Raw genomic sequence first — 26268 nt, 5'->3', positions numbered from 1 at the left:
TCTCATTGGGTATCGTTGACGGATTTTTGCTTTAGTACCATGGCAAGTAAGCCCACCGTCGTGGTCCAATATCACGCTGTGTCAGTCGGGAATCAAAATTAAGGTAAGCACGTGAATATTCAAGCCCTTCTCAATGAAAAAGTATCGGCAGCGATGGTTGCAGCCGGTGCACCAGAAGGCAGCCCAGCTGCAGTTCGTCAATCAGCAAAACCACAATTTGGTGACTATCAAGCAAACGGCATTATGGGCGTTGCTAAAAAACTTGGCGGCAACCCACGCGATTTTGCGCAAAAAGTGTTGGACGTTCTGGACCTAGACGGCATTGCATCGAAAACTGAAATCGCAGGCCCAGGCTTTATCAATATCTTCCTTGATACTGAATGGTTGGCAGCACAAGCTGAAGCAGCACTTTCAGACAGCCGCCTAGGTGTGGAAAAAGCTGACAAACAAAACATCATCGTTGACTACTCAGCACCAAACGTGGCCAAAGAAATGCACGTTGGTCACCTGCGCTCAACCATTATTGGTGATGCAGTCGTTCGTACCCTTGAGTTCTTAGGTCACAGCGTGACGCGTGCTAACCACCTTGGTGATTGGGGCACGCAGTTCGGTATGCTCATCGCGAACCTTGAGCGTCACGAAGCGGAAGGCGGTGACATTTCGATGGATCTGAGCGATATCGAAAGCTTCTACCGCGAATCTAAAAAGCTGTATGACGAAGACGAAGAGTTCGCGAAAACCGCTCGTAACTACGTTGTTCGCCTACAAAGTGGTGACGAGTACTGCAAAGCGAAATGGGAAACCTTGGTTAAGATTACGCTGGAACAAAACCAACGTAACTACGATCGCCTAAACGTTTCGTTGACTGACAAAGACGTTATGGGTGAAAGCATGTACAACAGCATGCTGGCAGGTATTGTGGCTGACCTAAAAGAAAAAGGCTTGGCTGAAGAAAGCGATGGTGCAACCGTTGTATTCCTTAATGAATACAAGAATAAAGACGGTGAACCTATGGGTGTTATCATCCAAAAACGCGACGGCGGCTTCTTGTACACCACCACGGATATCGCGTGTGCCAAATACCGTTACGAAACCTTCAACGCTGATCGCGTGCTTTACTTCATCGATTCACGCCAGCATCAGCACCTGATGCAAGCATGGACCATCGTACGTAAAGCGGGTTATGTGCCAGAGTCTGTCAGCCTTGAGCACCACGCGTTTGGTATGATGCTGGGCAAAGATGGTCGTCCATTCAAAACCCGTGCAGGTGGTACTGTTCGTTTAGCTGATTTGTTAGATGAAGCTGAAACGCGTGCGAAGACACTGATCGAAGAAAAGAACCCAGGTCTGTCTGAAGAAGAGAAAGCCAATATTGCTGAAACAGTTGCAATGGCTGCGGTGAAATACTCAGATCTGTCTAAACACCGTACCACCGACTACATCTTCGACTGGGACAACATGCTGGCGTTCGAAGGTAACACTGCGCCGTACATGCAATATGCATACACGCGTGTGGCGTCTATCTTCAACAAAGCGGGGATCAATCCTAACGCTATCGACGGTAAGATCCTGATTGCAGACGATAAAGAGAAAGCGCTTGTGTCTAAGCTGCTTCAATTTGAAGAAGCAGTGCAGTCTGTCGCACGTGAAGGTCAACCCCACATTATGTGTGGCTATTTGTTCGAATTGGCAGGTACTTTCTCCAGCTTCTACGAAGCTTGCCCAGTACTAAATGCTGAAGGCGAAACGAAGCAGAGCCGTTTGAAACTGGCTGCGTTGACGGCGAAAACCATCAAACAAGGTCTTGATCTACTTGGTATTAAAACGCTAGAGCGTATGTAAGCCAAAAGCTGAACTTTGTTCACAAAATGAGAGCCTCGATCGTAAAGATCGGGGCTTTTTTCGTTCTCGACTAACACAGCGTACGGTTTGTGCATATCATTACTGATAGCTTTGACATGGAAGTGAGAATCAGGAATGAATGAATATGCTTTGATTGAAGCCACAAGGGTGTTCAAACGCGCAGTGCCCTTGATGGTGAAATATAAAGTGCCGACCACACCGCACTACTTTTCTTTGTGGTATGCCTATTGTGCTGGCACCCACCCAGCCCTAAATCGCGCTGTTGACGCCATCGTAAAAAAAGGGGAGCTTTGTACCGTCGAGCAGTGTGACGATTTCATTGAAACGTATTTACTCGATGACGCGACAAAAGAACTCGATACCTTCCGCCAGAAAGTACAGGATTTAGCCGCAGGTCTTGGCAGTAGCATGGATACAACCATGTCCAATACTGAAGAATTCCAAGACATTCTGAACTCTTCCGTTACCAAGTTAGAAGACGTAAAAAACCGTAAACTTCAAGGTAACGAAAGCCAAAAAATCACCCACGACCTTTTACAAGGCTCTCATGATCTTTTGGCGGCAACCGAACAATACCAACTGCATGTAAAAGCGCAAAGGACCGAAATCGACCAACTTAAGCAACAGTTGGAAGACTACCGTAAACAAGCAACCCATGATGCACTAACAGGCTGCCTCAACCGACGTGCCTTTGACATTGCACTCGCCGAACATGTGGGCAAAAAAAATGGTGTTTGTCTTATCATGGTCGATATCGATCACTTCAAACTGTTCAATGATGAATTCGGTCACCAAATGGGTGACAGTGTCCTCAAGATTGTGGCGAACAAGCTAGAGCAAAACATGCAAGAAGTGGCAACAGTGTATCGATTTGGCGGCGAAGAGTTTTCGGTACTGGTGACCGATGTCTCGATCAAAGGGGCTTGGTTAATTGCGGAGAAAACACGCAAAGCTTTGGAACGTCTTTCTGTCACAGACAAACGTTCAGGTCAGAAAATAAACTCCATTACTGCTTCATTTGGTATTGCCGCTTTAGAGACCGGAGAAGAAAGCGCTTCTTTATTGGCGAGGGCAGATGCATTGCTATATAAAGCGAAGGAAAATGGACGAAACCGTGTTATGCCGGGTTTTCGTTAGCGCCAAAAGGTAAAGCACATATCGAGGTTTGGCGACTGCATTTTTACTGCCCAAACCTCGCACCGCCGTCCGCAAGCCATTGAATTTCATCTTCCGTAGATAGTCGTCCTAGCGACGCATTTCGGTGCGGAAAGCGTCCAAATCGCTTCACGATGTCATGATGAATTCGAGCATGACGATAAAAGTGCTCAAACATTCCTTCAAGCCCTGGCCCCGCGCTTTCACACAACTGGCTGTAGCGGAAAAGCGCTTCTTCCTGGTCTTCCAGATGCTCTGAATGCTGCAAAGGCATGTAGAAGAACGCGCGCTGAATCAAAGGGAGTTGTTCATCTTGTGCACTTGCCAATCCACGCTTACATAGCGCCAGTGCAAATTCATCATAACGAAATGCGGCACTCAAACCGCGGTAAATATTGCGACTAAATTGATCCAAAAGAATGATATTGGCTAACGAACCTTCAGGTGAGTCTAACCACTGAGCAAAGCGCCCTTCTCCCGCCATGCTTACATAGGGTAAAAAACGCTCTCGAATAATACTGTCCGTTTCACCTTTTCCTCGAAACCACAGCGACTGACGTTCATCATCGGATTGAGGTGCATCTGCATCCCCAAACCAAAAATCTAAAACCTCAATATAATCCATCCCCGTACCTCGTGATTATTCACGCCCACTGCCGTTATTTTTAGCCTAAACGCTAATCAAACAGCTCGGTGTGTAATTGCCAACACAAGGTTACGTTTTGTGATTGTTACAAGACAATTACGCAAGATGAAGCAACGGGTGATGTCGATAGTTTTATCTGAGTCATCGGTTTACATTGTTAGCAATCCAAAGTAGCTTTTTGAATAATCCTTCATTTAAGAGAAAACAACATGGCATTCGATTTACACCCACGTCTCGCTGCAGATACCAGTTGGATTGGCGACTTCCCTCTTTGCCGTCTTTTACTGATTAAAGAAGCCATTGGCCCCTGGTTTATCCTCGTTCCTAAGATTGCCGACCTACGAGAAATTCACCACCTCGGTGACGCCGATCAGCAGCAACTTATGCGTGAATCTAGCTTGCTTTCAGGCATCATCGAAAAAGAAACGAACCCAGAAAAGATGAACGTTGCAGCGCTAGGAAACATGGTGCCACAGCTTCACATTCACCACATTGCGCGATTCACAACAGATGCAGCATGGCCAAGCCCTGTTTGGGGAAACACGCCAGGCAACTTACGTTCTGACAAAGAGCAATCAGCGGAAGTCGATAAATGGACAGCGATTTTCGCCTCTCACCCCGAGTTTACTGCTGCTTAATCCTAGCTATCCGCGAAACGTAACTCCGCGATGTATCAGATATAAAAAAAGCGCGGTCTCCCGCGCTTTCTTGTCATTGGATGACTGTGATCCCAAACTCGTCATTGGCCAACCAAATATATCGCCGCTCTGGTTTACCTTGTCGCGCCGATACGATGGTTTTCACCCTGCCTTTTTTCACCCAAACAGACAACATGGCATCCACACCATCCTCTGAAAGGTTAAACACTTTTGCCAATTCAGCTTGGCTGCATTTCGGGTGTGCCTCAATGTACTGTTTAAGATCCGTGAGAATCATAGTGTTGCCCAGCGCTGTGTTTTTTCTCGCTTCGCATAAACACCCAAACCAAAAATGCTCAGTAACATCACCGCAATACTTGCGGCAATCCACAGCATGCTGGTAACGGGCGACAATGAGAACGCCAGCACTTGATAACATAAGGTTGCCGCGACAACCGCTAGCAGCATCGTCCAACCCGCAATGAAGGCCGAAAACGCACGCCCAAACTCACGAACATATGCGCCCATTGCTGCAACACATGGCGTGTAGAGCAAGATGAAAACAAGGTAAGCGAATGCGCCCGCTGCAGAGAAGTTCACATTCAAGTTCGCAAAGATGCTCAAATCAACACCTTGGTCTTCCGCCACCGTTTCTTGATCAGGCAAATCGCCCACATCAATGCCCAACGGGTCTGCAAAATTGATCCCTAAAAGGTTCTCTGGAATGCTTTGCACGGCTTCTTGAAGACTGCCCGCAAGATCATACTCAGCACTTTCTTCATCAGACGGTGAGGCATACAGGTTGTTCAACGTACCTACAACGGCTTCTTTCGCAAAAATGCCCGTGATGATACCCACCGTTGCTGGCCAGTTGTCTTCTTGAATACCAATAGGTGCAAAGATAGGTGTGACGATTTTCGCCGCTTCCGACAACACGGATTGTTCTGAATCTTGGTTGCCAAAGCTGCCATCTGTGCCAATCGAATTGAAGAAACTCAGAATGGTCACCACAACGACGATGGTTTTGCCCGCACCCAATACAAAGCGCTTGAGCTTATGCCATGTTTTGAGCATCACGTCTTTTAATCGCGGCAGCTCATAACGAGGCATTTCCATGATCAAGGCTTCACTATCACCAGGGAACAACGTACGTCTAAGTACCATGCCCGTAAAAATCGCCGCGGCAATACCAAGAAGGTAAAGAAGGAAAACGATGTTTTGACCATGTTCTGGGAAGAATGCCGCGGCAAACAATGCATAAACAGGAAGCCTCGCACCACAAGACATGAACGGTGCCATTGCAGCCGCAAGTCGGCGCTCTCTTTCCTGATCAAGGGTACGCGTTGCCATGATGGCAGGCACATTACAGCCAAAGCCCAACACCAATGGCACGAACGCTTTACCTGGCAAACCGACTTTTTGCATAAATTTGTCGAGCACAAAGGCAGCGCGCGCCATGTAGCCTGAACTTTCCAGCAATGACATGAAAAGGTACAAACACGCAATCACAGGGATGAAGGTCGCAACCGTTTGAATACCGCCACCAATGCCGTCCGCGATGATCGTCACCAGCCAAACAGGTAAATGGTTATCGAGCAGGTAATGCCCCCCATCCACCAGCACTGCGCCTGTACTGATATCGAAGAAATCGATAAATGCGCTGCCGATGTTGATAGAGAACATGAACATCAGGTACATCACCACAAAAAACAGTGGCAGTCCTAACCAACGGTTCAGCAATACATCATCTATTGCGTCGGTCACTCGCGCCGTTAGCGGTAAATCTTGCTGTTTGCACTGATGGCACATGTCGGCCACTTGCGAATAGCGCACATCCGCAATGACTAAATCGGTGTCCGCTTTATTGCTTAGTTCAGTGGTAATTTGCTTCACATTTGCTTGCGCATCCGCTGAAAGCTGGTTCAGCAAAATAGCATCACCCGCAAGCAATCGGATCGCTGCTGCGCGTTGATACTGAATCTCGGTGTCTCTTAGGGATGCTGCGATCGTCGAAATAGCGGACTCAATATCAGAACCATATTGAATAGATAACGGCGGACACGCTTGTGCAGGTTGAATTTGTGTTGGTAACGCCTGTTTGAATACTTCAACGTCAGCCATCGACGTGGCTGTCACAGTAAGAACTGGACAACCAAGGGCGTGAGCTAACGCATCGGTGTTGATAGAGAAGCCTTGCTGTTGCACGACATCCATTTTATTCAACACCACCACCATTGGGCGGCCAAGCTCTCGCAATTGCAGCGTTAAATAAAGGCTGCGTTCTAAACTGCTGGCATCAAGAACATTAACGATGAGATCGCTTGGGTGTGTGAAAAGCGCAGTGATCGCGATGGACTCATCAAGACTGTTTTCACCGTCAGCGTTATCTAACGTGTATATGCCTGGCAAATCAGTGATCAGAAAACTCTCATCGCCAATGTGTGCTTGCCCTGTTTTTTTATCTACTGTCACCCCTGCCCAGTTACCGATTTCTTGGCGACCACCGGTCAAACGGTTAAACAGTGTCGTTTTACCTGAGTTAGGGTTACCGACAGTAAGTAGTTGCTTACTTTGCATTGTTTAATACCTCAATATTTTCAGCAAGGCTTAAACGAAGCGCGATATCACAGCCACGAACTCGAACCTGAATAGGGTCACCCATAGGTGCAATGCGCACCACAGTCACTTGTGTATCAGGCAACAACCCCATCGCCATCAGTTTTTTACGCGGAATGACCGGTACGTTCGCAAGCGACGTTACGCGACCTGATAATCCCGGTTTGAGCTCAGCTAACTTCATAATCACAACCAAAATGAGAATCATAAACATTTGCGACTAAAGTATTACAAAATGTTTCTCACACAAAGTTGTTTTTGATCAACAAACAAACGGTTTAGAAAGATCGGTCAGAAGGACTAAACGTTAAAATCGTCAAATTCACGTCATCTGCACACGTAAAACTGTCAGAAAAACTGACACTTTGCCGATATTTTGTATCCACATCCTTTTTATGGACTACGTCATTTCCCGTTAATTTCGTTAAAAACCAGATGAATGTACGCATTTAGCACCCTGAAAATTTAGAGGCGCTACAAAAAAAACCAAGCTTTTTAATCGGAATGAAATAATGGCGGGAAATTACTATCTGCGGAATGGGGGAAACCGCTTTAATGGATTCATCTAATCGAAACAAATTCCAGACGGTGTGTGGTTACCCACACACCTCCGGCAGCAAGCGAAGGTGTCTTTGGCACCCGTGGTATAGCTTGGCGGCTATACCACGCTCTTTTTTTTCTCAATCCCTTCTTTATTTTTATCTTCTTTGAACTGCGAAGGTGTGCAGTTGTATTTTGCTTTGAACGATTTGGCAAAGTAAGACGGCTCATTAAAACCGCATGCAACAGCAACATCGGAAATCTTATCCCCTTGCAGCAACATACAACCTGCCTGTTCCAGTCGCGTTGTAATCAACGCTTCCTTAAACGTACAACCGAACTCTACTTTAAAGCGCCGTTGAAGACTTCGTTCTGAGATAAACAGTGCTTTTGCAAGGATAGATGGTGAATATTCAGGATCATGGAAATGAGTACCAATATGCGCGCTGACTGATGCTCGCCATTCATTGGACTCATCAAGATCGTCTTCCTGATGTTCTACTAAGCGTTCCAACTCCCCGAGTAACGGCGTTTCTTCAATCGACGATAGCATTTGAGGCAAAGGCAAGTGGCGGTAATCGTCGCTGACCTGCGGCGTCACCTCAACAAAGTGCTGCTGTTTTGCAATGGTTGCCACTTTCTTATGTACCGTTTCTCTAAGTTGTCTATTTTGAGCCTTGATAACCATTGTTCGTTTTCGGGCCACAAGGTACCCCAACACACCCATCAAAAGCATAAAGCTGATGTAGTACCAAGGGTTATAGAACCATGGTGCGTTGATCGAAAAAGACAACAATGTTACTTCACGTTCTGGCTCTGAGCGCGTCGGGCTTTTTACAATGAGGGCATAATTCCCAGGTTCGAGGGAATCAAAGACTAAACGCTGATCTTGCGTACTGTACCAATTACCGGCACCACGCCCTTCCAGACGGTACTGGAGCTCTTTTCGATTTCCAAATGGCATCAGACCAACGTCAACCATCAACGCACTTTTACTTGAAAGTGCCAATGGCTCGTTATGCTTAGACCCTAAGCGCCAAGGCTGACCATCTACAAATAACGCGCCGATGCTGGCTTCAAACACTTCCCGTTCAAACAGGTCACCCATTGTTTGTAGATTAAAGGAAAACACACCCCAGTCTCCAGCAAGCGCGAGGGTGTCATCACTAAAATGGCAATAATGCGGCAATGTCGAAGCTTGATTGAATTGGCTCGCGTTGTAAGCGACAGTTGGTACACCAACTAGCATAGGCAGTTTACGTAAGCCCTTACTGGTCACCAGCAACGCTGCTTCACCAGTAAGTGAAATGCACCGTGTACGCTCTTCTGCGCTATTGAACATCAGCGGTTCAATTCCCACAGCCGATGGTTGATGCAATCGGCGATAAACGCCTCGATTCGTTAGCACCCATAGATAACCATAGCTATCCGCCTCCAAACTCTGAACGGCACCAATTTGTTCGCGAGACACGACTTTCTTGAAAGCACCATCATAGAAATGAAAAATGCCATTGGTCGTACCCAACCAAATACCTTCATCGTCCATATCAACCACAGCATGTAAACGTGTATTCTCATCCCCCGACCACTCGCTGCCGTAGTTAACGATCGTTTCTGTTTTTGGCCAATAACGATACACACTGCTTCCAGCCATGATCCAAAGCGAATGAGAATCCGCAATCACGCGGTCAATTGGCTGTCGAGTGAACATCGATGGTACACGCCAATGCTCTTCTTCTAACGTTGCTGATGAATACGCATACAGGCCCGATGATGCAGCAACCCAAAGGGTGGCATCTAACCTATCCATACTTTCGACAACAATGTTTAATGTGGCAACACGTTGCTTTTCAAGGGTAGTGGAGGACAGTGCAATCAACTTGTTCCTTACGCTCATAAAATAGCTATCACTATCTTTTTCTAAGCCGCTTACGCGTCCTTCACTCATCACGTCACGAACATCATGGAGCGGAAAGCGCGCAATATTGATTGCGATGATAGAACGATAATTTAGTGCCCGATCAGTCGCTACCCATAAGTCACCATTGTCCGCGATTTCAATGTCATAAACGTTCTTCCCAGCAAAACCGTACATGTCATCCGCATTATTCTCGATCTGTCGAAATTGAACAGATGAGTAATCAAGGTGTAGGCTAACGCGCAAGCCGTCTCGCCCTCCAACCCATACCCCCTCATCGTTGACGTTGATACTTGAAATGACTGAGTCGCTGAGAAGCTTTCCCCCTAAATACCAATGCTGCGATGTCTTTCCTTTTGCAACCGCCAGTTCATCGTGGTGTAAAACGAAGACACCTTCACGAGTACCAACCCATATTGCATCATCGACATCTTGTACCGTTGTTATTGATGCATGTGAAAACACAGGAATGGCGGTGTTCTCTTCAAAATAGAGGTCGTTGTCTTTTAGAAAATATGTGCGCTTTGCCGTCGTGAAAATTCGCTTAACGGGTTGGAGAGAGATCGTTTCAGGTATTCGTTGGCCCTTTTGAAACGCAACGACGGCGTTTTTGGTGGAGACCCATAGACGTTCTCTATTCGCGATGATTTGAGTAGGACCGTCAACGTCATGTCTTGTCAGCGTATTTTCATTTTGATTGTATTCGTACAAATGGCCATCAGCGACCAACCACAAGGCACCATCAAAGACTTCAATACAAGAAACAGGCGTAGACAGCGTAGGGACAAACGCTTCAAGTGCATGAAAGTGAACGCCGTCGTAATAGCTGACGTTACCCGCGGTATCGAGCAACCACATCCCCGAGTTCCCCACCGACTTAATGGATTCGACGGACGTCGTATCATTCGGCTGCTGAAAAGGAAAGGCATAGAAAATAGGGTCAGCAAACGATAGACGAGCTGCAATCAGCAGTGTAAAAGCCATAAAGTAACGGAAAAAGGTTCGAACATGCAAAAAGCGAGGCATGGGGGCTCCACCGCAGTAACGCGTATTTTTGATTCCGCAGATTTTCTCAGGTTTTATTTACTGCTATCCAAGTGCGATTCATTACTGCAACAGTGATCACACAAACAAAACAACATTGAACGCGACAAGGATGAAGCCTATACGGAAACCAATAAACAGCCTTAAGAAGCACTTCGATTGAGACGGGGATGACGAAGGGAAAATAAAAAGCGCCAAACCCTGAGGGTTCAGCGCCAAGATATCGAGCACGGTATTAAATGGTCGTGCGCGTTTTTAATTAAGGCTGAAAGCACTCTAAATAGCTCGATCCTAAAGACAGCAGGAAGTCTTTATAACCTTGAGTATTTAGATCCAGATCTTGCGCCATTGGGTCTAGCTCAACAAGTTTCACACCCGTTCCTTTGGTCACACTCTTTATGAGAGACGGATTGAATTGAGGTTCAGTAAACACGCATTGTGCTTCTTTATTCTGCAATGTTGTACGAATGGTCACCAAGGTTCTTGCACCAGGTTTACGTTCTGGATCGACGGTGAAGTGCCCTCTCGGAGATAAACCGAAAGCACTTTCAAAGTAACCATACGCATCATGAAACAGGAAATAGCCTTTGTTTTCGATCGCAGCGAAATTATCCGTTAGTACCTGCTGCGTTTGGGATATTTCAGCCACAAACTTATCGTAATTATTTTTGTATTCGGCGGCGTTTTGCGGGTCTTTTCTCGCTAAGTATTCACGTACTGCTTCTGCAATCACTTTGCTTTGTTCTGGTCCTAACCAGATATGGCCATCGATACCTGCGTGATCATGACCATGATGATCGTGATCGTCATGCCCTACCTGCTCTCCGTAATACATCACTGGCATGCCATCATAATTGGTTAGCTGCAGTGCATTCTTTTGAGTTAATAATATTTTTTCAAGGAACAACTCGAGTTCAGGACCAACCCAAACCACCATGTCCGCCGTTTTTATCTTTTTAATGTCAGAAGGCTTCAACGCATAGTCGTGCGGCGAGGCATTGGTTGGCAGCAGAACATCAACATTGGCTCTCTCGCCTGCAATATCATTTACGATCAAGGCCAACGGTTTGATGGTGGTAACAATGGATAGAGGGGATGCTGAGGCAGCACAAGTAACAACCAAGCTAGCAATAGCGAGGAGACGGGGAAGATTCAATCTCATAAGTGTTCCGACGGTTGGTGATTTGATCGTAGCGCAAAGTGTTATAATATAACACTTCCTTTTAAACATCATGTCGAATTTATGTCCGCACCTCTTGTTACACTCAATAACGTTTCCGTCGTGTTTGATGGCAGAAGCGTTCTGGACAGGGTTACGTTTTCCCTATACAGAGACAAAATCACCACGCTTATTGGTCCCAATGGTGCAGGAAAGTCGACATTGGTCAAAACGGTTATAGGCCTAAACAAACCCACGGAAGGCAGTGTTGAACGCAGCCGCAATGTGAAGATTGGTTATGTTCCCCAAAAACTTCACCTCAACGATGCGCTGCCGCTTCGCGTAGAGCGCTTTCTAAAGCTAAACCCATTTGCGACATCCGCTTCTATTAACGAAGCCCTGTCACTCGTGGGCGCAACAAAGTTACTCAACGCAAACATGCACACACTTTCAGGCGGTGAAACACAACGCGTTTTGCTGGCAAATGCTGTGCTGAAAAAACCTGATTTGTTGGTACTTGATGAGCCAGTTCAAGGTGTTGATGTCACAGGTCAACTCGCACTCTACAGCCTTATTGCCAAACTGAAAGCCAAACTGCACTGTGGCATTTTAATGGTCTCTCATGACCTGCACCTTGTGATGGCAAAAACGGATGAAGTCATTTGTTTGCAACACCACATTTGCTGTTCAGGTGCGCCTGATTCAATTTCATCACACCCAGAGTATGTCGCGATGTTTGGCCGCCAAGAAAGCGAGCAACTCGCTTTGTATCATCATCACCATAATCACGACCACGATCTATCAGGCAATCCTGTTGGTCCTTGCCAGCATGGAGATCATTAAGATGCTTGAGTTTTTGACCATCCCTGTTCTCGCGGGCATTTTGATCGCAGCCGCAGTCGGCCCCCTTGGCTCGTTTGTCGTATGGCGAAAAATGGCTTACTTCGGTGATACGTTAGCGCACGCCTCGCTGCTGGGTTTGTCGCTTGGGTTTATTTTTCAAGTTAACTTGAACGTCGCGCTGGTTGCGAGTTGTTTACTGATCGCCATGTTGTTGGTCGGCTTACAACGAAAAAGCAGTGTATCGACCGATACGCTCCTTGGCATTATCGCGCACACATCCCTATCGTTAGGCTTAGTGTCTATCAGCTTGGTCGATGATTTACGTGTCGATCTTATGGCGTATTTATTCGGTGATTTGCTGTCCGTTTCAAGCACTGATCTGGGCTGGATTGCGCTTGGCTGTGGGTTAGTGACGCTTACACTGATAAAAATGTGGCGTCCTCTTCTTGCCATTACGGTCAATGAAGAACTCGCGCGTGTGGACGGATACAATGTGGATCGACTTCGCCTAGTGCTCATGCTCATGGTCGGGTTGGTTATTGCCATTGCGATGAAATTCGTTGGTGCGCTGATCATTACTTCCTTGATGATCATTCCTGCCGCAACCGCGAGACGTTTCTCTACCAGCCCAGAAAAAATGGCGATACTCGCCAGCGTGATTGGTGTACTTTCAGTGCTTGGTGGCATCTCGCTGTCTTGGTTTGAAGATACGCCAGCAGGCCCATCAGTGGTTGTGTTTGCCGGGTTATTGTTTTTCATTAGCCAATTCCGCCGACAAGTGGAATAAGCCAATACGCCGTATTGAACGCATAAAAAAACCGCTCATAAGAGCGGTTTTTGTTTTTCAGCGTATCCGAAGACAGCGCGTTAGCTGTATTACCAGCCAGTGCTTTCGCGAAGTGCTTTGCCGATGTCTGCAAGGCTCTTAACGGTTTTCACACCTGCAGCTTCAAGTGCCGCAAATTTGTCTTCCGCAGTACCTTTACCACCAGAGATGATCGCACCAGCGTGACCCATACGCTTACCTGGAGGCGCGGTAACACCTGCAATGTAAGAAACAACAGGCTTAGTGACGTTCTCTTTGATGTATGCAGCAGCTTCTTCTTCTGCAGTACCGCCGATTTCACCGATCATTACGATCGCTTCAGTCGCAGGATCTTTCTCGAACATTTCTAGAACGTCGATAAAGTTTGAACCTGGAATTGGGTCACCACCAATACCTACACAAGTAGATTGGCCGAAACCTTCATCTGTCGTTTGCTTAACAGCTTCGTAAGTCAATGTACCTGAGCGCGATACGATACCCACTTTGCCTGGCTTGTGAATGTGACCCGGCATAATACCGATTTTACATTCGCCTGGGGTGATAACACCTGGGCAGTTAGGGCCGATCATGCGAACGCCAGCTTCATCTAGCTTCACTTTCACTTCTAGCATGTCTAGCGTAGGAATGCCTTCTGTGATGGTGACGATTAGCTCAACGCCTGCATCAATCGCTTCTAGGATTGCATCTTTACAGAATGGTGCTGGCACGTAGATAACAGATGCTGTTGCACCCGTAGCTTCCACAGCTTCCGCCACTGTGTTGAATACAGGAAGACCAAGGTGAGTTGTGCCGCCTTTACCAGGAGAAACACCACCTACCATTTGCGTACCGTACTCAAGCGCTTGCTCAGAGTGGAACGTACCTTGACCACCGGTAAAACCTTGGCAAATAACTTTGGTATCTTTATTGATCAAAACAGACATTATTTGCCCTCCGCTGCAGCAACAACTTTATCAGCTGCTTCAGTCAGTGAGGTCGCAGCAATAATGTTCAGGCCGCTATCGGCCAATTTTTGAGTTCCAAGTTCTGCGTTGTTACCTTCTAGGCGAACAACAACAGGTACCTTAACGCCTACCTCTTCAACAGCACCAATGATGCCATCTGCAATAAGGTCACAGCGTACGATACCGCCGAAGATGTTCACCAAAACGGCTTTTACATTATCGTCAGATAGGATGATTTTGAATGCTTCAGTAACGCGCTCTTTTGTCGCGCCGCCGCCAACATCCAAGAAGTTTGCTGGGCTACCGCCATGCAGGTTTACGATGTCCATCGTACCCATGGCAAGGCCTGCACCGTTAACCATACAGCCAATGCTGCCATCTAGAGCAACGTAGTTCAGTTCCCACTGAGCTGCGTGCGCTTCACGTGCATCGTCTTGGCTAGGATCGTGCATTTCACGCACTTTTGGTTGACGATAAACAGCGTTGCTGTCGATGGTCAGTTTTGCATCTAGGCAGTGTAAGTTACCTTTGTCAGTAATCACCAACGGGTTAACTTCAACCAATGCAACGTCACGCTCAATGAACAGCTTAGCGATGCCCATGAAAATTTTGGTGAACTGCTTGATTTGGTCACCTTGCAAGCCAAGTTTGAATGCAAGTTGACGACCTTGGTATGGCTGAGGGCCAACCAATGGATCAATCGCGGCTTTGTGGATCAGTTCCGGCGTTTCTTCCGCAACTTTTTCGATTTCCACACCACCTTCCGTTGATGCCATGAAAACAACGCGGCGTGTGCCACGGTCAACAACAGCACCAAGGTAAAGTTCTTTGTCGATGTCAGTGCAATCTTCAACCAAGATTTTGCTTACAGGTTGACCGTTCGCATCTGTTTGGTAAGTGACAAGGTTTTTGCCCAACCAGTTTTGAGCAAACTCTTTGATTTCTTCTTTTGTGCTAACAAGCTTTACGCCGCCCGCTTTACCGCGACCACCAGCGTGTACTTGGCATTTTACAACCCATTTGTTGCCGCCAAGCTTGTCCGCTGCTTCCGCAGCTTCTTGAGGAGTGTCACAGGCGTACCCTTCCGATACTGGCAGCCCGTATTCAGCAAACAGCTGTTTTGACTGATATTCGTGCAGATTCATGATGTTCTATCCGTGTCAGTTTCCATGTTATAAGTCTAATATTGCTTTCCACACAGGGGACGTCATGTCCCCTGTTACCGACAGAAGTCGGACTGCTTATACGTCAAGCAGCAAACGCGTTGGGTCTTCTAAAAGCTCTTTAATGGTGACCAAGAAACCTACAGACTCACGTCCATCGATCAAACGGTGATCATAAGAAAGAGCAAGGTACATCATTGGTAGAATCTCAACCTTGCCATCCACTGCCATTGGACGCTCTTGGATCTTGTGCATACCAAGAATTGCAGCTTGTGGTGGGTTAATGATTGGCGTCGACATCAATGAACCAAAAACGCCGCCATTGGTGATAGTGAAGTTACCACCCGTAAGATCGTCAACGGTTAACTTGCCGTCGCGACCTTTAAGCGCCAATTCTTTGATGCCCTTTTCAACGTCTGCCAAACCAAGACGGTCGCAGTCGCGAAGCACTGGTGTTACCAAACCACGAGGGGTTGAAACAGCCATGCTGACATCAAAGAAGTTGTGATAGACGATTTCATCACCGTCGATAGATGCGTTTACTTCAGGGTAACGTTTCAATGCTTCTACTACTGCTTTCACGTAGAAAGACATGAAGCCCAAACGGATACCATGACGCTCTTCAAACACATCTTTATATTGCTTACGAATGTCCATGATAGGTTTCATGTTCACTTCGTTGAACGTTGTCAGCATTGCAGTGCTGTTCTTCGCTTCAAGCAGACGTTCAGCAACACGCTTGCGAAGACGTGTCATAGGGACGCGCTTCTCACTGCGGTGGCCAAGAGATGGCGTATCGTCTTTTGCCTGTTGCGCAGGTGCTGCTTTTTTCGCACCACCTTGCTTAACGAACGCCTCCACGTCTTCACGTGTGATACGGCCACCAACACCTGTGCCTTTCACTTGCTCAGCCTTCAGATCATTCTCTGCAAGCAAGCGGCGAACCGCAGGGCTTAGCGCGTCACTTTGTTCTTCCGTCAGCGACGCCGTGTGGCGTTTGTCTGGCGATGCTTCAGTCGATGCTGTGGAGTCTTGCGTTGGTTCACCAGCAACGGCGCCCGCTTTGATTCTCGCGAGCAGTTGCTTTGAAAGTACCGTAGCACCTTCTTCTTCAATAATAGCTTCCAACACACCAGCTTCAGGTGCAGGCACTTCAAGAACCACTTTATCGGTTTCGATATCTACCAAAACTTCGTCGCGTTCAACAACGTCGCCAGGTTTCTTGTGCCATGTTGCCACTGTCGCATCCGCAACAGACTCGGGTAGGTCGGGAACCAGAATTTCGATTGTCATATCGTTATTTTCCTTAGCTTTCTAGTTCTTAATTCAGGGTAAGCGCGTCTTCGATTAACGCTTTTTGTTGTTTTAGGTGCACCGACATATAACCAACAGCGGGAGATGCTGACGCTGCGCGTCCTGCATAACTCAACGTGGCATCCGCCGGGATAGCGAGACGGAAATTATGTTGGCTACTGTACCAAGCACCTTGGTTTTGAGGTTCTTCTTGGCACCACACAAAGTCTTTCGCATTGACATACTGGCTAATCGCCGCTTGAACGTCCTCTTTCGGGAACGGGTACAGCTGCTCAATACGTACAATTGCAACGTCTTTAATTTCTTCTTTACGTCTGGTTTCAAGCAAGTCGTAGTAAACTTTGCCTGAACAAAAGACTACGCGCTTCACTGCTTCAGCATCCAGATCATCCACTTCACCAATTGCTGCTTGGAAATTGCCATTGGCAAGTTCTTCGAGCGAAGAGGTACATAACGGATGACGCAACAAAGATTTAGGTGACATGACAACCAATGGACGACGCATTGGGCGAAGTACTTGACGACGAATCATGTGATAAATCTGTGCTGGCGTAGAAGGCACACAGACTTGCATGTTTTGCTCAGCGCAAAGCTGCAAGTAGCGTTCAAGACGTGCAGACGAGTGTTCAGGACCTTGACCTTCATAGCCATGAGGTAGAAGCATCGTCAAGCCACACATGCGACCCCACTTTTGCTCACCAGAGCTAATAAACTGGTCAATAACGACTTGAGCACCGTTCGCAAAATCACCGAATTGTGCTTCCCAAATCGTTAAACCACCTGGTTCTGCCGTGGTATAACCATATTCAAAAGCCAATACCGCTTCTTCAGACAACACGGAGTCAAACACTTGGAATGGTCCTTGGTTGTCGTGAATATTCGATAGCGGAATATAGGTGCTTGCATCGGTTTGATTGTGCAATACCGCATGTCGGTGGAAGAATGTTCCTCGACCCGCGTCCTGACCACTGATACGAATACGTTTACCTTCATCAACCAAGGTTGCGTAAGCGAGCGTTTCAGCCATACCCCAATCAAGTGCTTTCTCACCGTTAACCATCGACATGCGATCGTTGTAAAGCTTGTTCACACGGCTTTGTAATACATGGCTTTCTGGGTATTGGCATACTCGATGACCAAGTTCAACCAACCGCGTCATATCAAACGTGTTTGGCCACTCAATAGTCCAATCGTGTCCAAGATAAGGAGACCAATCGACCGAATGAAGCGCCATCGGGCGATATTCTCTAACGACGTGCTCACCACGATCCAAGGCATCACGATACTCGTTGATGAGATACGTAGCCTTTTCAATGTCTGCCACTTTTTGGTCCGCTAAGACATCAGCGTAAAGTTTGCGAGGTGTTGGGTGTTTTTTGATTTTCTGGTACATCAGAGGCTGAGTTGCATTAGGCTCGTCAGCTTCGTTATGTCCATGACGGCGATAACACACCAAATCAATAACGACGTCGCGCTTAAACGTATTGCGATAATCCAACGCTAAGCGAGAAACAAAAGCGACCGCTTCTGGATCATCTGCGTTTACGTGAAGGATTGGTGCCTGAACCATTTTTGCAATGTCAGTACAATACTGTGTTGAACGCGTATCGCTCGGGTTAGACGTTGTGAAACCGACCTGATTGTTGACAACAATCCGAATAGTACCACCCACGCGATAACCACGCGCTTGCGACATATTGAACGTTTCTTGAACCACACCCTGACCCGCAATCGCAGAGTCACCGTGGATAGAAATGGGCAAGACGGTTGAACCATCTTTATCACCAAGACGATCCTGACGTGCGCGAACTGAGCCAATAACAACTGGGTTCACGATTTCTAGGTGAGAGGGGTTGAATGCCATGACCAAGTGGACATCGCCACCCGGCGTTGCAAAATCACTGGAGAAACCTTGGTGATATTTCACATCACCCGTACCCCATGTTTCATCATGCTTACCGGCAAATTCGTCGAACAATTCTGAAGGCTTCTTACCAAGAACGTTGACCAACATGTTCAGACGACCGCGGTGAGCCATACCAACGACAACTTCGCGTGCGCCGTTTGCACCCGCTTGGCGAATAATTTCTTTCACCATTGGGATTAGGGCATCGCCACCTTCCAAAGAAAAACGCTTTGCGCCTGGGAATTTTGCGCCTAGATAGCGCTCAAGACCTTCCGCTGCGGTTAGCTCTTCAAGTAAGGTGATTTTTTCGTCGGTTGAAAACTCAGGCTGACCTACTACAGATTCGATGCGTTGCTGGAGCCAACGTTTTTCTTCGGTATCTGTAATATGCATGTACTCTGCACCGATAGAACCACAGTAGGTTTTATTCAGAGCGTCATACAAATCGGCAAGTTTCATGTTCTCTTGCCCAATAGCAAAAGAACCAACATTGAAGGTCTCTTCGAAGTCATCTTCGTTGAGATTGTGGAATGATGGATCTAAGTCAGGTACACGGTCGCGTTGCCAAATACCTAAAGGATCCAAGTTTGCTTGTTGATGTCCTCGAAAGCGGTAAGCATTGATAAGTTGCAATACTTTAACCTGCTTCGCGTCTACATCTGGGTCACTGACTGAGGCACTATGATGCGCTGTCTCGGTAGCGAGTCTACGGAAATAATCACGAACTCTTGAGTGGGGCTGCTCGGGTGCTTTTCCATTCACAACGGGCAATTCATCAAAAATTACTCGCCATTCGCTTTCTACAGACTCGGGGTCACTGAGGTACAGTTCGTAGAGGTCTTCTACGTAAGTTGCATTGGCGCCAGCCAAATGAGAAGACTCAAGCCAAGCCTTCATCACGCCATTTTGCATTGTTATCCCTTAACCACTTAGTTATATGTGTTGCGATGCCTGGGGACTAGCCGGGCTCCTTTTAAGCTCCCCCTTTCGAGGAGCCTAAATCTAGATTTTTATCAATTCGGCGGCTTAGACAGCTCGTTTGAGCAGCATCGATCGAATATGACCAATCGCTTTTGTCGGATTAAGCCCTTTAGGACAAACATTTACACAGTTCATTATGCTATGGCAACGGAAAACACTAAAAGCGTCGTCCAGATCTGATAAACGTTCGTCCGTCGCAGTGTCTCGACTATCGATAAGCCAGCGGTAGGCCGCCAAGAGACCAGCAGGTCCGATAAACTTGTCTGGGTTCCACCAAAACGATGGGCAAGACGTTGTACAACACGCACACATGATGCATTCATACAGCCCATCAAGGTGTGCACGATCATCCGGTGATTGCAGATTTTCACGCGATGGTGGTGTGCCATCGTTAATCAAGAACGGTTTCACGCGCTCGTAATTCGTGTAGAACTGCGTCATATCTACAATCAAGTCACGCACAACGGGTAGACCTGGTAATGGTCGGATAACAATGCTGGATTTATCAGTCAGTGCTGACAACGGCGTGACACACGCCAATCCATTCTTACCGTTCATGTTAATGCCGTCAGACCCACAAACACCCTCGCGACAAGAACGACGGAACGCGAGTGTTGCATCTTGTTCTTTCAACAAGATCAGGGCATCCAGCACCATCATGTCCGAGCCGTCTGGCACTTCAAGGGTGTACCCTTTCATGTGCGGCGCGTCATCAACATCCGGGTTGTAACGATATACAGAGAAATTCAGTTTCATAATTATCTACCTCCCTTAGTATGTACGCGCTTTAGGCGGGAACGTATCACGATGAATCGGTTCCATGTTTACATCACGCTTGGTCATTGCTTCTGTTTCTGGGTTGTAGATGGTATGGCACAACCAATTATCATCATCACGCTCTTGGAAATCAAAGCGAGCATGAGCACCACGACTTTCGGTACGGTAGTTAGCCGCAACAGCCGTCGAGAATGCTGTTTCCATCAAGTTATCAAGCTCTAAACACTCAATACGCTGCGTATTGAACTCGCTAGAGGTGTCATCCAAGCGTGCTTCTTTAAGACGCTCACGGATAACTTTAAGCTCTTCCAATCCTTTCGCCATGGCATCACCTTCACGGAATACCGAGAAATTGTTCTGCATGCAAGATTGAAGATCTTTACGAATTTGAACAGGGTCTTCGCCTTTCTGCGTTGAATTCCAACGATTCACACGCGCCAGAGACGCTTCAATGTCAGATTCAGATGCATCACGCGCTTCGACTTGTGCTGCTAGCGTTTCACCAAGGTGAAGACCTGTTGCACGGCCAAATACAACCAAATCAAGTAGCGAGTTACCGCCCAGACGGTTTGCACCATGAACAGAAACGCTCGCGATCTCGCCACACGCAAACAGGCCTTGAACTTCAACATCGTTGCCGTTCGGATCTTGTTTGATGGCTTGACCTGAAATTTGCGTTGGCACACCACCCATCATGTAGTGACAGGTTGGAATGACAGGAATAGGTTCTTTGATTGGGTCTACGTGGGCAAATGTACGAGACAGTTCCAAAATGCCTGGTAGACGTGCTTCAAGAACGTCTTTACCCAAGTGATCCAGTTTCAACTTAAGGTGTGGACCCCAAGGGCCGTCACAGCCGCGGCCTTCACGAATTTCAACCATCATTGAACGTGCAACAACGTCACGACCAGCAAGGTCTTTCGCGTTTGGTGCGTAACGTTCCATGAAGCGCTCGCCGTCTTTGTTGAGAAGGTAACCACCTTCACCACGACAACCTTCAGTAACAAGAACGCCTGCGCCAGCAATACCAGTAGGGTGGAATTGCCACATTTCCATGTCTTGCATTGGCACGCCTGCGCGCAATGCCATACCTACGCCATCACCGGTGTTGATGTGGGCGTTGGTTGTAGATTGGTAGATACGACCAGCACCACCTGTTGCGAGGATGGTTGCTTTCGCTTTGAAGTAACAAATCTCGCCGCTTTCCATGTCCATCGCGGTTGCACCAACAACGGCACCGTCTTGGTTTTTCACGAGATCAAGCGCATACCACTCAGAAAAAATCGTTGTTTTGTTTTTAATGTTCTGTTGGTAAAGCGTATGAAGCAATGCGTGACCTGTACGGTCAGCTGCTGCTGCAGTACGTGCTGCCTGCTCACCACCAAACGCTTTTGACTGACCGCCAAATGGACGCTGATAGATGCTTCCATCTTCGAAACGTGAGAATGGAAGACCCATTTTCTCCAGCTCGATAATGGATTGAGGACCCGTTTTACACATGTACTCAATCGCGTTTTGGTCACCGATGTAATCTGACCCTTTCACGGTGTCATACATGTGCCATTCCCAGTTGTCTTCATGGGAGTTACCCAGAGCAACGGTAATACCACCTTGAGCAGACACTGTGTGCGAACGTGTTGGGAAAACCTTAGAAAGCAGCGCACAAGATAGGCCCTGCTCAGAAATTTGAAGTGCAGCACGCATACCTGCGCCACCCGCACCAATAACAATTGCGTCGAATTCTCTTACTGGAATACTCACTTACACACCCCACAAAACGAAAAAGCCGGTCAACAGATAGACGAACAGCAAAGCAACGATACCGAACTGCATCAGCGCACGAAGCAGTGTTGGCTTGATGTAATCAGTCAATACCTGCCACATACCGATCCACGCATGGATTAGCACGCAAACAAGTGCCAGCATGGTAAAGACTTTATTGCTTGTTTGACTCCAAAACTCGAGCCACGTTTGGTACGTTAGCTCAGGGCCAAATGCAAAAAATCCCACCATGTAGAGGGTATAAAGAGTCATTATGATGGCAGTTGCGCGGATCAGGATAAAATCATGAACCCCGTTTCTACCGAAAGAAGATACATGTCCTACCATACTAAAATCCCCGCTAAAACAGATAGAAACGCTGTTACGCCGAATGCAACTTGTGCACTCAACGTGCCTGTTTCAAGTTCTTCGAAATACTTCATGTCCATCATCAGGTGACGGATACCACCAACGATGTGATACGCCAAAGCAGTGAGAATGCCCCACAGAATAAATTTGGCGAAGAAGCTATCTACGAAGCCTGCAGCAGACTCGAAACCACTAGGGGAGGAAAGGGATAGGCTTAAAAGCCATAGTAGGATGGCAACCGATATAAAGGTAATTACACCCGATACACGGTGCGCTATAGACGCGATCGCTGTGATAGGGAAGCGAATGGTCTGGAGGTCGAGGTTTACCGGTCTTGGCTTTCTTACTTTCACGATATGGCCCACTCAGCTCCATTGAGCAATTATTGTTATAACACTCTCTGGTATCACATCTCGCGACTGCGCTAGGCCTACAACATCTTGGTTACGTTTTACGGACTCTACTGCTATTTACTGCAGTTCACGCGCCGTTTTACGCAGAAAAAATATCGATTTCAGCCCCGAAACGCCTCGGCTTTGTGTAATATCCAGAGACCTGCGGCAGAGTATATGCCCCGTAACATTTAAACACAAACCAATAAAATTGACGGAAATCCCGAAACAGAGCATTAACTTAAACTGCACATATTTTTTATACTTGCGCGCACCCGACAAAGTTCACTTCTCTAAATTGACATATTATTCGGCGATCGGTACAACAACGTGGTCCGTATCCGGGATAGGATTATAAAATAACAAAGGAGAATGTTATGGCAGATAAGAAAGCTACCCTACATCTTGAGGGGAAAGCACCTATCGAACTGCCGATCAAAGGAGGCACAGTCGGTCCAGAAGTGATCGATGTTCGTGCTTTGGGCGCAAATGGATTTTTTACGTTTGACCCGGGTTTTGTTGCAACAGCGTCGTGTGAGTCACAAATTACGTATATTGATGGTGACGCAGGCGTTTTACTGCACAGAGGCTATCCGATTGATCAACTCGCCAATAACGCTGACTATTTAGAAGTTTGTTATATCCTTCTGTATGGCGAAAGCCCAACTCGAGCTCAATATACAGAATTCCGTCGCGTTGTAAGCCGTCACACCATGGTTCACGAGCAAATCGCGAGCTTCTTCCACGGTTTCCGCCGAGATGCACACCCAATGGCCGTAATGGTTGGTGTTGTTGGTGCGCTTGCGGCGTTCTATCACGACTCACTCGACATCAACAACGATGTTCACCGTGAGATCACAGCATACCGTTTGCTGTCTAAAATGCCGACCCTAGCGGCAATGTGTTACAAGTATTCAATTGGGCAGCCGTTTATCTACCCACGTAACGATTTAGACTATGCAGAAAACTTCCTTCACATGATGTTTGCCACACCGTGTGAAGAATACGAAGTGAATCCGGTTGTTGCTCGTGCAATGGATAAAATCTTTACCCTGCATGCTGACCACGAACAAAATGCGTCAACCTCTACCGTTCGTCTAGCTGGTTCTTCTGGTGCTAACCCATTTGCCTGTATCGCGGCGGGTATTGCATCACTTTGGGGACCTGCTCACGGCGGTGCAAACGAAGCATGTTTGAAGATGCTGGAAGAAATCGGTTCAGTTGAAAACATCCCTGAGTTCATTGAACGTGCGAAAGACAAAGATGACCCATTCCGTTTGATGGGCTTTGGTCACCGCGTTTACAAGAACCATGACCCACGTGCGACAGTCATGAACCAAGCATGTCATGATGTTCTTGATGAGCTGAATATCAACGACCCATTGTTGGACGTTGCTATGGAGCTAGAACGCATTGCGCTTTCTGACCCGTACTTTATCGAGAGAAAACTGTACCCGAACGTTGACTTCTACTCAGGTATCATCCTGAAGGCGATTGGCATTCCAGTTTCAATGTTTACTGTAATCTTTGCGATGTCTCGTACCATCGGTTGGATTGCACACTGGAATGAAATGCACGGTGATCCTCAAAACCGTATCGGTCGTCCACGCCAGCTTTACACTGGTTACGATCAGCGTGAGTTTAAGCCACTCGAAGAACGCGATTAAGCATACGTTAAGAAACCAAAAACGCCGCAATAGCGGCGTTTTTTTATGTCTGTCAGTCATCAATAAAAAGCAATATGTTCTCGCTTAACTTGACGCCTTAAACAGGGTTGTCAACGTCAATAAAACTGACGTCAAAGCCGTGCTGTTGTGCCAACCATTCACCCAATGCTTTCACGCCATAACGCTCAGTCGCGTGGTGTCCTGCACCAAAGTAATGGATCCCCTGCTCTCTTGCTGAGAATGTGGTGCGCTCTGATACTTCACCAGAAATGAAGGCATCCAGGCCTTTACTTGCGGCAAGATCAATAAAGTCCTGACCACCGCCGGTGCACCAGCCAACACGCTTGATGTCACCGGGCATGCCACCATCAATATGCAAAGGTGTACGATTCAATCTTTGCTGGATGAATGATGAGAAAGCGTCAGCTGACATTGGCGCTTTAAGTTCGCCCCAAATGGCAACAGAATTCGGATTCCCCTCTTCCAGCCCGCCTTTTACATCGATATCCAACATCGCTGCCAACTGGGCGTTGTTCCCCACTTCAGGATGCACATCGAGAGGAAGGTGATAGGCATACAAATTAATACCGTTCTCAATCAACGCTTTGATTCGGCGAAACTTCATGCCTTTCAAAGGCTCAGACTCACCGCGCCAAAAATAACCATGATGCACCAATATTGCATCGGCATTATGTGCAATAGCTTCGTCAATCAGCGCTTGGCACGCAGTCACACCCGTGACTATTTTCTTCACGTCTGGCTTCCCTTCAACTTGCATGCCGTTAGGGCAGTAATCTTTTATGGCCTGAGGCTTCAAAAAGGTGTTGAGCAGCGCTTCTAATTCGAAGTTATTCATGTTCATCCTAAATCACGGAAAAGGGTCGATGTATTCCCACATTGTATACCGAAGCACCCGATTTACGTTAACCTAGCCTTATTGCGTATCAAGGATGTAACTCCATGTTTTCCAACCCAGACCAAATCGAGCGTGATATCGAATGGATCCTCAACGCACCCAGTGTGGTCAGTATCAGCAACGACATTCAAGTTGATGACGCGTTTTGGCAGTTACAACAACGTCCTCACCAATTGGATTATCAAGGCGGAAGACGAATCGGGTTTTACTACCAATGGTTGATTCAATCACTGCTCAATGCGCACCCTGAATACCAAATCGTCGAAGAGGAGCTTCAGGTAGACGAGAACGGAAGAACACTCGGTGCGATTGATTTCATCGTGAAAAATGCGAGCGGTGAATTGGAACATTGGGAAGTGGCGATAAAGTTTTACCTCGCCTATCACGGTGAGTGGCACGGACCGAATGCCAAAGACACCCTCGCAAAAAAATATCAGAAGATGATGGGACACCAACTGCCGCTTTCTCAAACAGATGCCTTTGTGTCGCAATTCCCGCATCTAAACGTGAGCAAGCGGAAATTGTTGGTTCAAGGACGTTTATACGTAAACCCCTTTTTAGATACACAAAAGGTGGAAAACCCTAACGTCGAACCTGATGCAATATCAGGATATTGGTGCTGGGCAAAACAGTGCCCAACGGAAAAACGTTTCTTCGAGCTTGAAAGGCATCAGTGGATGGCTGCACCACAATACTCAACGCTTGAGCCATTTATCATGAGAACGCCACTTCAGCGCGCCCAGCATGTGGTCGACGAAGAGGGTAAACACTGGTTCATTGTTCCTGACGATTGGCCTACTGCACACGCGTAAACATGTTTTTCAATTGGT

At 47.2% G+C, this 26268-nt stretch carries 22 protein-coding genes; 7 read left to right on the top strand and 15 right to left on the bottom strand.

Features of this window, described 5'->3' with window-relative positions; genetic code table 11:
* Nucleotides 1-111: 111 nt before the first annotated feature.
* Together argS and BCT27_RS18110 are read left to right on the top strand one after the other, a co-directional pair.
* A complete protein-coding gene (argS, locus tag BCT27_RS18115; protein WP_102316624.1) occupies nucleotides 112-1842 on the top strand; it encodes an arginine--tRNA ligase in 1731 nt (576 codons plus the stop codon).
* A gap of 135 nt (nucleotides 1843-1977) precedes the next feature.
* A complete protein-coding gene (locus BCT27_RS18110; RefSeq protein WP_102396393.1) occupies nucleotides 1978-3000 on the top strand; it encodes a GGDEF domain-containing protein in 1023 nt (340 codons plus the stop codon).
* A gap of 43 nt (nucleotides 3001-3043) precedes the next feature.
* Here the strand turns inward: BCT27_RS18110 and BCT27_RS18105 are convergent, their stop codons facing one another.
* On the bottom strand, nucleotides 3044-3643 hold the full coding sequence (locus BCT27_RS18105; RefSeq protein WP_102316622.1) for a DUF924 family protein: 600 nt from the start codon (nucleotides 3641-3643) through the stop codon (nucleotides 3044-3046).
* A gap of 230 nt (nucleotides 3644-3873) precedes the next feature.
* Here BCT27_RS18105 and BCT27_RS18100 point away from each other — a divergent pair, with 230 nt between their 5' ends.
* Nucleotides 3874-4302, top strand: a complete 429-nt coding sequence (locus BCT27_RS18100) for an HIT domain-containing protein (protein ID WP_102316621.1) — start codon at nucleotides 3874-3876, stop codon at nucleotides 4300-4302.
* A gap of 73 nt (nucleotides 4303-4375) precedes the next feature.
* Here BCT27_RS18100 and BCT27_RS18095 read toward each other — a convergent pair whose 3' ends face one another.
* The 5 genes from BCT27_RS18095 to znuA form a co-directional block, all read right to left on the bottom strand.
* Complete coding sequence (locus BCT27_RS18095) at nucleotides 4376-4600, bottom strand: FeoC-like transcriptional regulator (RefSeq protein WP_102316620.1); 225 nt, start codon at nucleotides 4598-4600, stop codon at nucleotides 4376-4378.
* Nucleotides 4597-6879 carry a Fe(2+) transporter permease subunit FeoB gene (feoB, locus tag BCT27_RS18090; RefSeq protein ID WP_102396392.1) on the bottom strand — a complete coding sequence of 761 codons (2283 nt, stop codon included), beginning with the start codon at nucleotides 6877-6879 and terminating at the stop codon, nucleotides 4597-4599. Before feoB ends, BCT27_RS18095 begins: the two co-directional genes overlap by 4 nt.
* Nucleotides 6869-7102, bottom strand: coding sequence for a FeoA family protein (locus BCT27_RS18085; RefSeq protein WP_026024483.1), 234 nt, complete (start codon nucleotides 7100-7102; stop codon nucleotides 6869-6871). Before BCT27_RS18085 ends, feoB begins: the two co-directional genes overlap by 11 nt.
* Nucleotides 7103-7576: 474 nt before the next feature.
* Complete coding sequence (locus BCT27_RS18080; protein WP_102396391.1) at nucleotides 7577-10402, bottom strand: AraC family transcriptional regulator; 2826 nt, start codon at nucleotides 10400-10402, stop codon at nucleotides 7577-7579.
* A 277-nt stretch (nucleotides 10403-10679) separates the two neighbouring features.
* Complete coding sequence (gene znuA, locus BCT27_RS18075; protein ID WP_102396390.1) at nucleotides 10680-11582, bottom strand: zinc ABC transporter substrate-binding protein ZnuA; 903 nt, start codon at nucleotides 11580-11582, stop codon at nucleotides 10680-10682.
* An 81-nt stretch (nucleotides 11583-11663) separates the two neighbouring features.
* Between znuA and znuC the strand changes: the two genes are divergently transcribed.
* On the top strand, nucleotides 11664-12422 hold the full coding sequence (gene znuC, locus BCT27_RS18070) for a zinc ABC transporter ATP-binding protein ZnuC (RefSeq protein WP_102316616.1): 759 nt from the start codon (nucleotides 11664-11666) through the stop codon (nucleotides 12420-12422).
* A 1-nt stretch (nucleotide 12423) separates the two neighbouring features.
* Nucleotides 12424-13209, top strand: a complete 786-nt coding sequence (znuB, locus tag BCT27_RS18065) for a zinc ABC transporter permease subunit ZnuB (protein WP_102316615.1) — start codon at nucleotides 12424-12426, stop codon at nucleotides 13207-13209.
* Between the two features lie 89 nt (nucleotides 13210-13298).
* Here znuB and sucD read toward each other — a convergent pair whose 3' ends face one another.
* The 8 genes from sucD to sdhC all read right to left on the bottom strand — a co-directional run bounded on the left by sucD (nucleotide 13299) and on the right by sdhC (nucleotide 22828).
* Entirely contained in the window at nucleotides 13299-14171 is an 873-nt protein-coding gene (gene sucD / locus BCT27_RS18060; protein WP_102258744.1) for a succinate--CoA ligase subunit alpha, read from the bottom strand.
* Nucleotides 14171-15337 carry an ADP-forming succinate--CoA ligase subunit beta gene (sucC, locus tag BCT27_RS18055; RefSeq protein ID WP_017008831.1) on the bottom strand — a complete coding sequence of 389 codons (1167 nt, stop codon included), beginning with the start codon at nucleotides 15335-15337 and terminating at the stop codon, nucleotides 14171-14173. Before sucC ends, sucD begins: the two co-directional genes overlap by 1 nt.
* Nucleotides 15338-15433: 96 nt before the next feature.
* Complete coding sequence (gene odhB, locus BCT27_RS18050; RefSeq protein ID WP_102316614.1) at nucleotides 15434-16648, bottom strand: 2-oxoglutarate dehydrogenase complex dihydrolipoyllysine-residue succinyltransferase; 1215 nt, start codon at nucleotides 16646-16648, stop codon at nucleotides 15434-15436.
* A 28-nt stretch (nucleotides 16649-16676) separates the two neighbouring features.
* On the bottom strand, nucleotides 16677-19487 hold the full coding sequence (gene sucA, locus BCT27_RS18045; protein ID WP_102316613.1) for a 2-oxoglutarate dehydrogenase E1 component: 2811 nt from the start codon (nucleotides 19485-19487) through the stop codon (nucleotides 16677-16679).
* Nucleotides 19488-19601: 114 nt separating this feature from the next.
* Complete coding sequence (locus BCT27_RS18040; protein ID WP_017008828.1) at nucleotides 19602-20312, bottom strand: succinate dehydrogenase iron-sulfur subunit; 711 nt, start codon at nucleotides 20310-20312, stop codon at nucleotides 19602-19604.
* Nucleotides 20313-20327: 15 nt separating this feature from the next.
* Nucleotides 20328-22094 carry a succinate dehydrogenase flavoprotein subunit gene (gene sdhA, locus BCT27_RS18035; protein ID WP_017008827.1) on the bottom strand — a complete coding sequence of 589 codons (1767 nt, stop codon included), beginning with the start codon at nucleotides 22092-22094 and terminating at the stop codon, nucleotides 20328-20330.
* Nucleotides 22095-22442, bottom strand: coding sequence for a succinate dehydrogenase, hydrophobic membrane anchor protein (sdhD, locus tag BCT27_RS18030; RefSeq protein WP_017008826.1), 348 nt, complete (start codon nucleotides 22440-22442; stop codon nucleotides 22095-22097).
* Nucleotides 22436-22828 (bottom strand): succinate dehydrogenase cytochrome b556 subunit, encoded by a 393-nt coding sequence (gene sdhC, locus BCT27_RS18025; protein WP_017017785.1) that lies wholly within the window; start codon nucleotides 22826-22828, stop codon nucleotides 22436-22438. The genes sdhD and sdhC overlap by 7 nt, the downstream gene beginning before the upstream one ends.
* A gap of 404 nt (nucleotides 22829-23232) precedes the next feature.
* Between sdhC and BCT27_RS18020 the strand changes: the two genes are divergently transcribed.
* Complete coding sequence (locus BCT27_RS18020; RefSeq protein ID WP_102316612.1) at nucleotides 23233-24522, top strand: citrate synthase; 1290 nt, start codon at nucleotides 23233-23235, stop codon at nucleotides 24520-24522.
* A 97-nt stretch (nucleotides 24523-24619) separates the two neighbouring features.
* On the opposite strand, the gene BCT27_RS18015 is transcribed toward BCT27_RS18020, so the two are convergent.
* Entirely contained in the window at nucleotides 24620-25378 is a 759-nt protein-coding gene (locus BCT27_RS18015) for a Nif3-like dinuclear metal center hexameric protein (RefSeq protein WP_102396389.1), read from the bottom strand.
* Between the two features lie 104 nt (nucleotides 25379-25482).
* Between BCT27_RS18015 and BCT27_RS18010 the strand changes: the two genes are divergently transcribed.
* On the top strand, nucleotides 25483-26250 hold the full coding sequence (locus BCT27_RS18010) for a DUF1853 family protein (RefSeq protein WP_102316610.1): 768 nt from the start codon (nucleotides 25483-25485) through the stop codon (nucleotides 26248-26250).
* The last annotated feature ends 18 nt before the right edge of the window (nucleotides 26251-26268 follow it).

This window comes from Enterovibrio norvegicus (genome assembly GCF_002876705.1).
GTDB classification, from domain to species: Bacteria; Pseudomonadota; Gammaproteobacteria; order Enterobacterales; family Vibrionaceae; genus Enterovibrio; species Enterovibrio norvegicus_B.
The sequence above is the reverse complement of the archived record's forward strand: the minus strand, read 5'-3'. Positions and strand labels throughout refer to the sequence as shown.

Coding starts and splice junctions, on each gene's coding strand:
- BCT27_RS18110 (WP_102396393.1), top strand. CDS start 1,978: ATGAATGAATATGCTTTGATTGAAGCCACAAGGGTGTTCAAACGCGCA.
- BCT27_RS18105 (WP_102316622.1), bottom strand. CDS start 3,643: ATGGATTATATTGAGGTTTTAGATTTTTGGTTTGGGGATGCAGATGCA.
- BCT27_RS18100 (WP_102316621.1), top strand. CDS start 3,874: ATGGCATTCGATTTACACCCACGTCTCGCTGCAGATACCAGTTGGATT.
- BCT27_RS18095 (WP_102316620.1), bottom strand. CDS start 4,600: ATGATTCTCACGGATCTTAAACAGTACATTGAGGCACACCCGAAATGC.
- feoB (WP_102396392.1), bottom strand. CDS start 6,879: ATGCAAAGTAAGCAACTACTTACTGTCGGTAACCCTAACTCAGGTAAA.
- BCT27_RS18085 (WP_026024483.1), bottom strand. CDS start 7,102: ATGAAGTTAGCTGAGCTCAAACCGGGATTATCAGGTCGCGTAACGTCG.
- BCT27_RS18080 (WP_102396391.1), bottom strand. CDS start 10,402: ATGCCTCGCTTTTTGCATGTTCGAACCTTTTTCCGTTACTTTATGGCT.
- znuA (WP_102396390.1), bottom strand. CDS start 11,582: ATGAGATTGAATCTTCCCCGTCTCCTCGCTATTGCTAGCTTGGTTGTT.
- znuC (WP_102316616.1), top strand. CDS start 11,664: ATGTCCGCACCTCTTGTTACACTCAATAACGTTTCCGTCGTGTTTGAT.
- znuB (WP_102316615.1), top strand. CDS start 12,424: ATGCTTGAGTTTTTGACCATCCCTGTTCTCGCGGGCATTTTGATCGCA.
- sucD (WP_102258744.1), bottom strand. CDS start 14,171: ATGTCTGTTTTGATCAATAAAGATACCAAAGTTATTTGCCAAGGTTTT.
- sucC (WP_017008831.1), bottom strand. CDS start 15,337: ATGAATCTGCACGAATATCAGTCAAAACAGCTGTTTGCTGAATACGGG.
- odhB (WP_102316614.1), bottom strand. CDS start 16,648: ATGACAATCGAAATTCTGGTTCCCGACCTACCCGAGTCTGTTGCGGAT.
- sucA (WP_102316613.1), bottom strand. CDS start 19,487: ATGCAAAATGGCGTGATGAAGGCTTGGCTTGAGTCTTCTCATTTGGCT.
- BCT27_RS18040 (WP_017008828.1), bottom strand. CDS start 20,312: ATGAAACTGAATTTCTCTGTATATCGTTACAACCCGGATGTTGATGAC.
- sdhD (WP_017008826.1), bottom strand. CDS start 22,442: ATGGTAGGACATGTATCTTCTTTCGGTAGAAACGGGGTTCATGATTTT.
- BCT27_RS18020 (WP_102316612.1), top strand. CDS start 23,233: ATGGCAGATAAGAAAGCTACCCTACATCTTGAGGGGAAAGCACCTATC.
- BCT27_RS18015 (WP_102396389.1), bottom strand. CDS start 25,378: ATGAATAACTTCGAATTAGAAGCGCTGCTCAACACCTTTTTGAAGCCT.
- BCT27_RS18010 (WP_102316610.1), top strand. CDS start 25,483: ATGTTTTCCAACCCAGACCAAATCGAGCGTGATATCGAATGGATCCTC.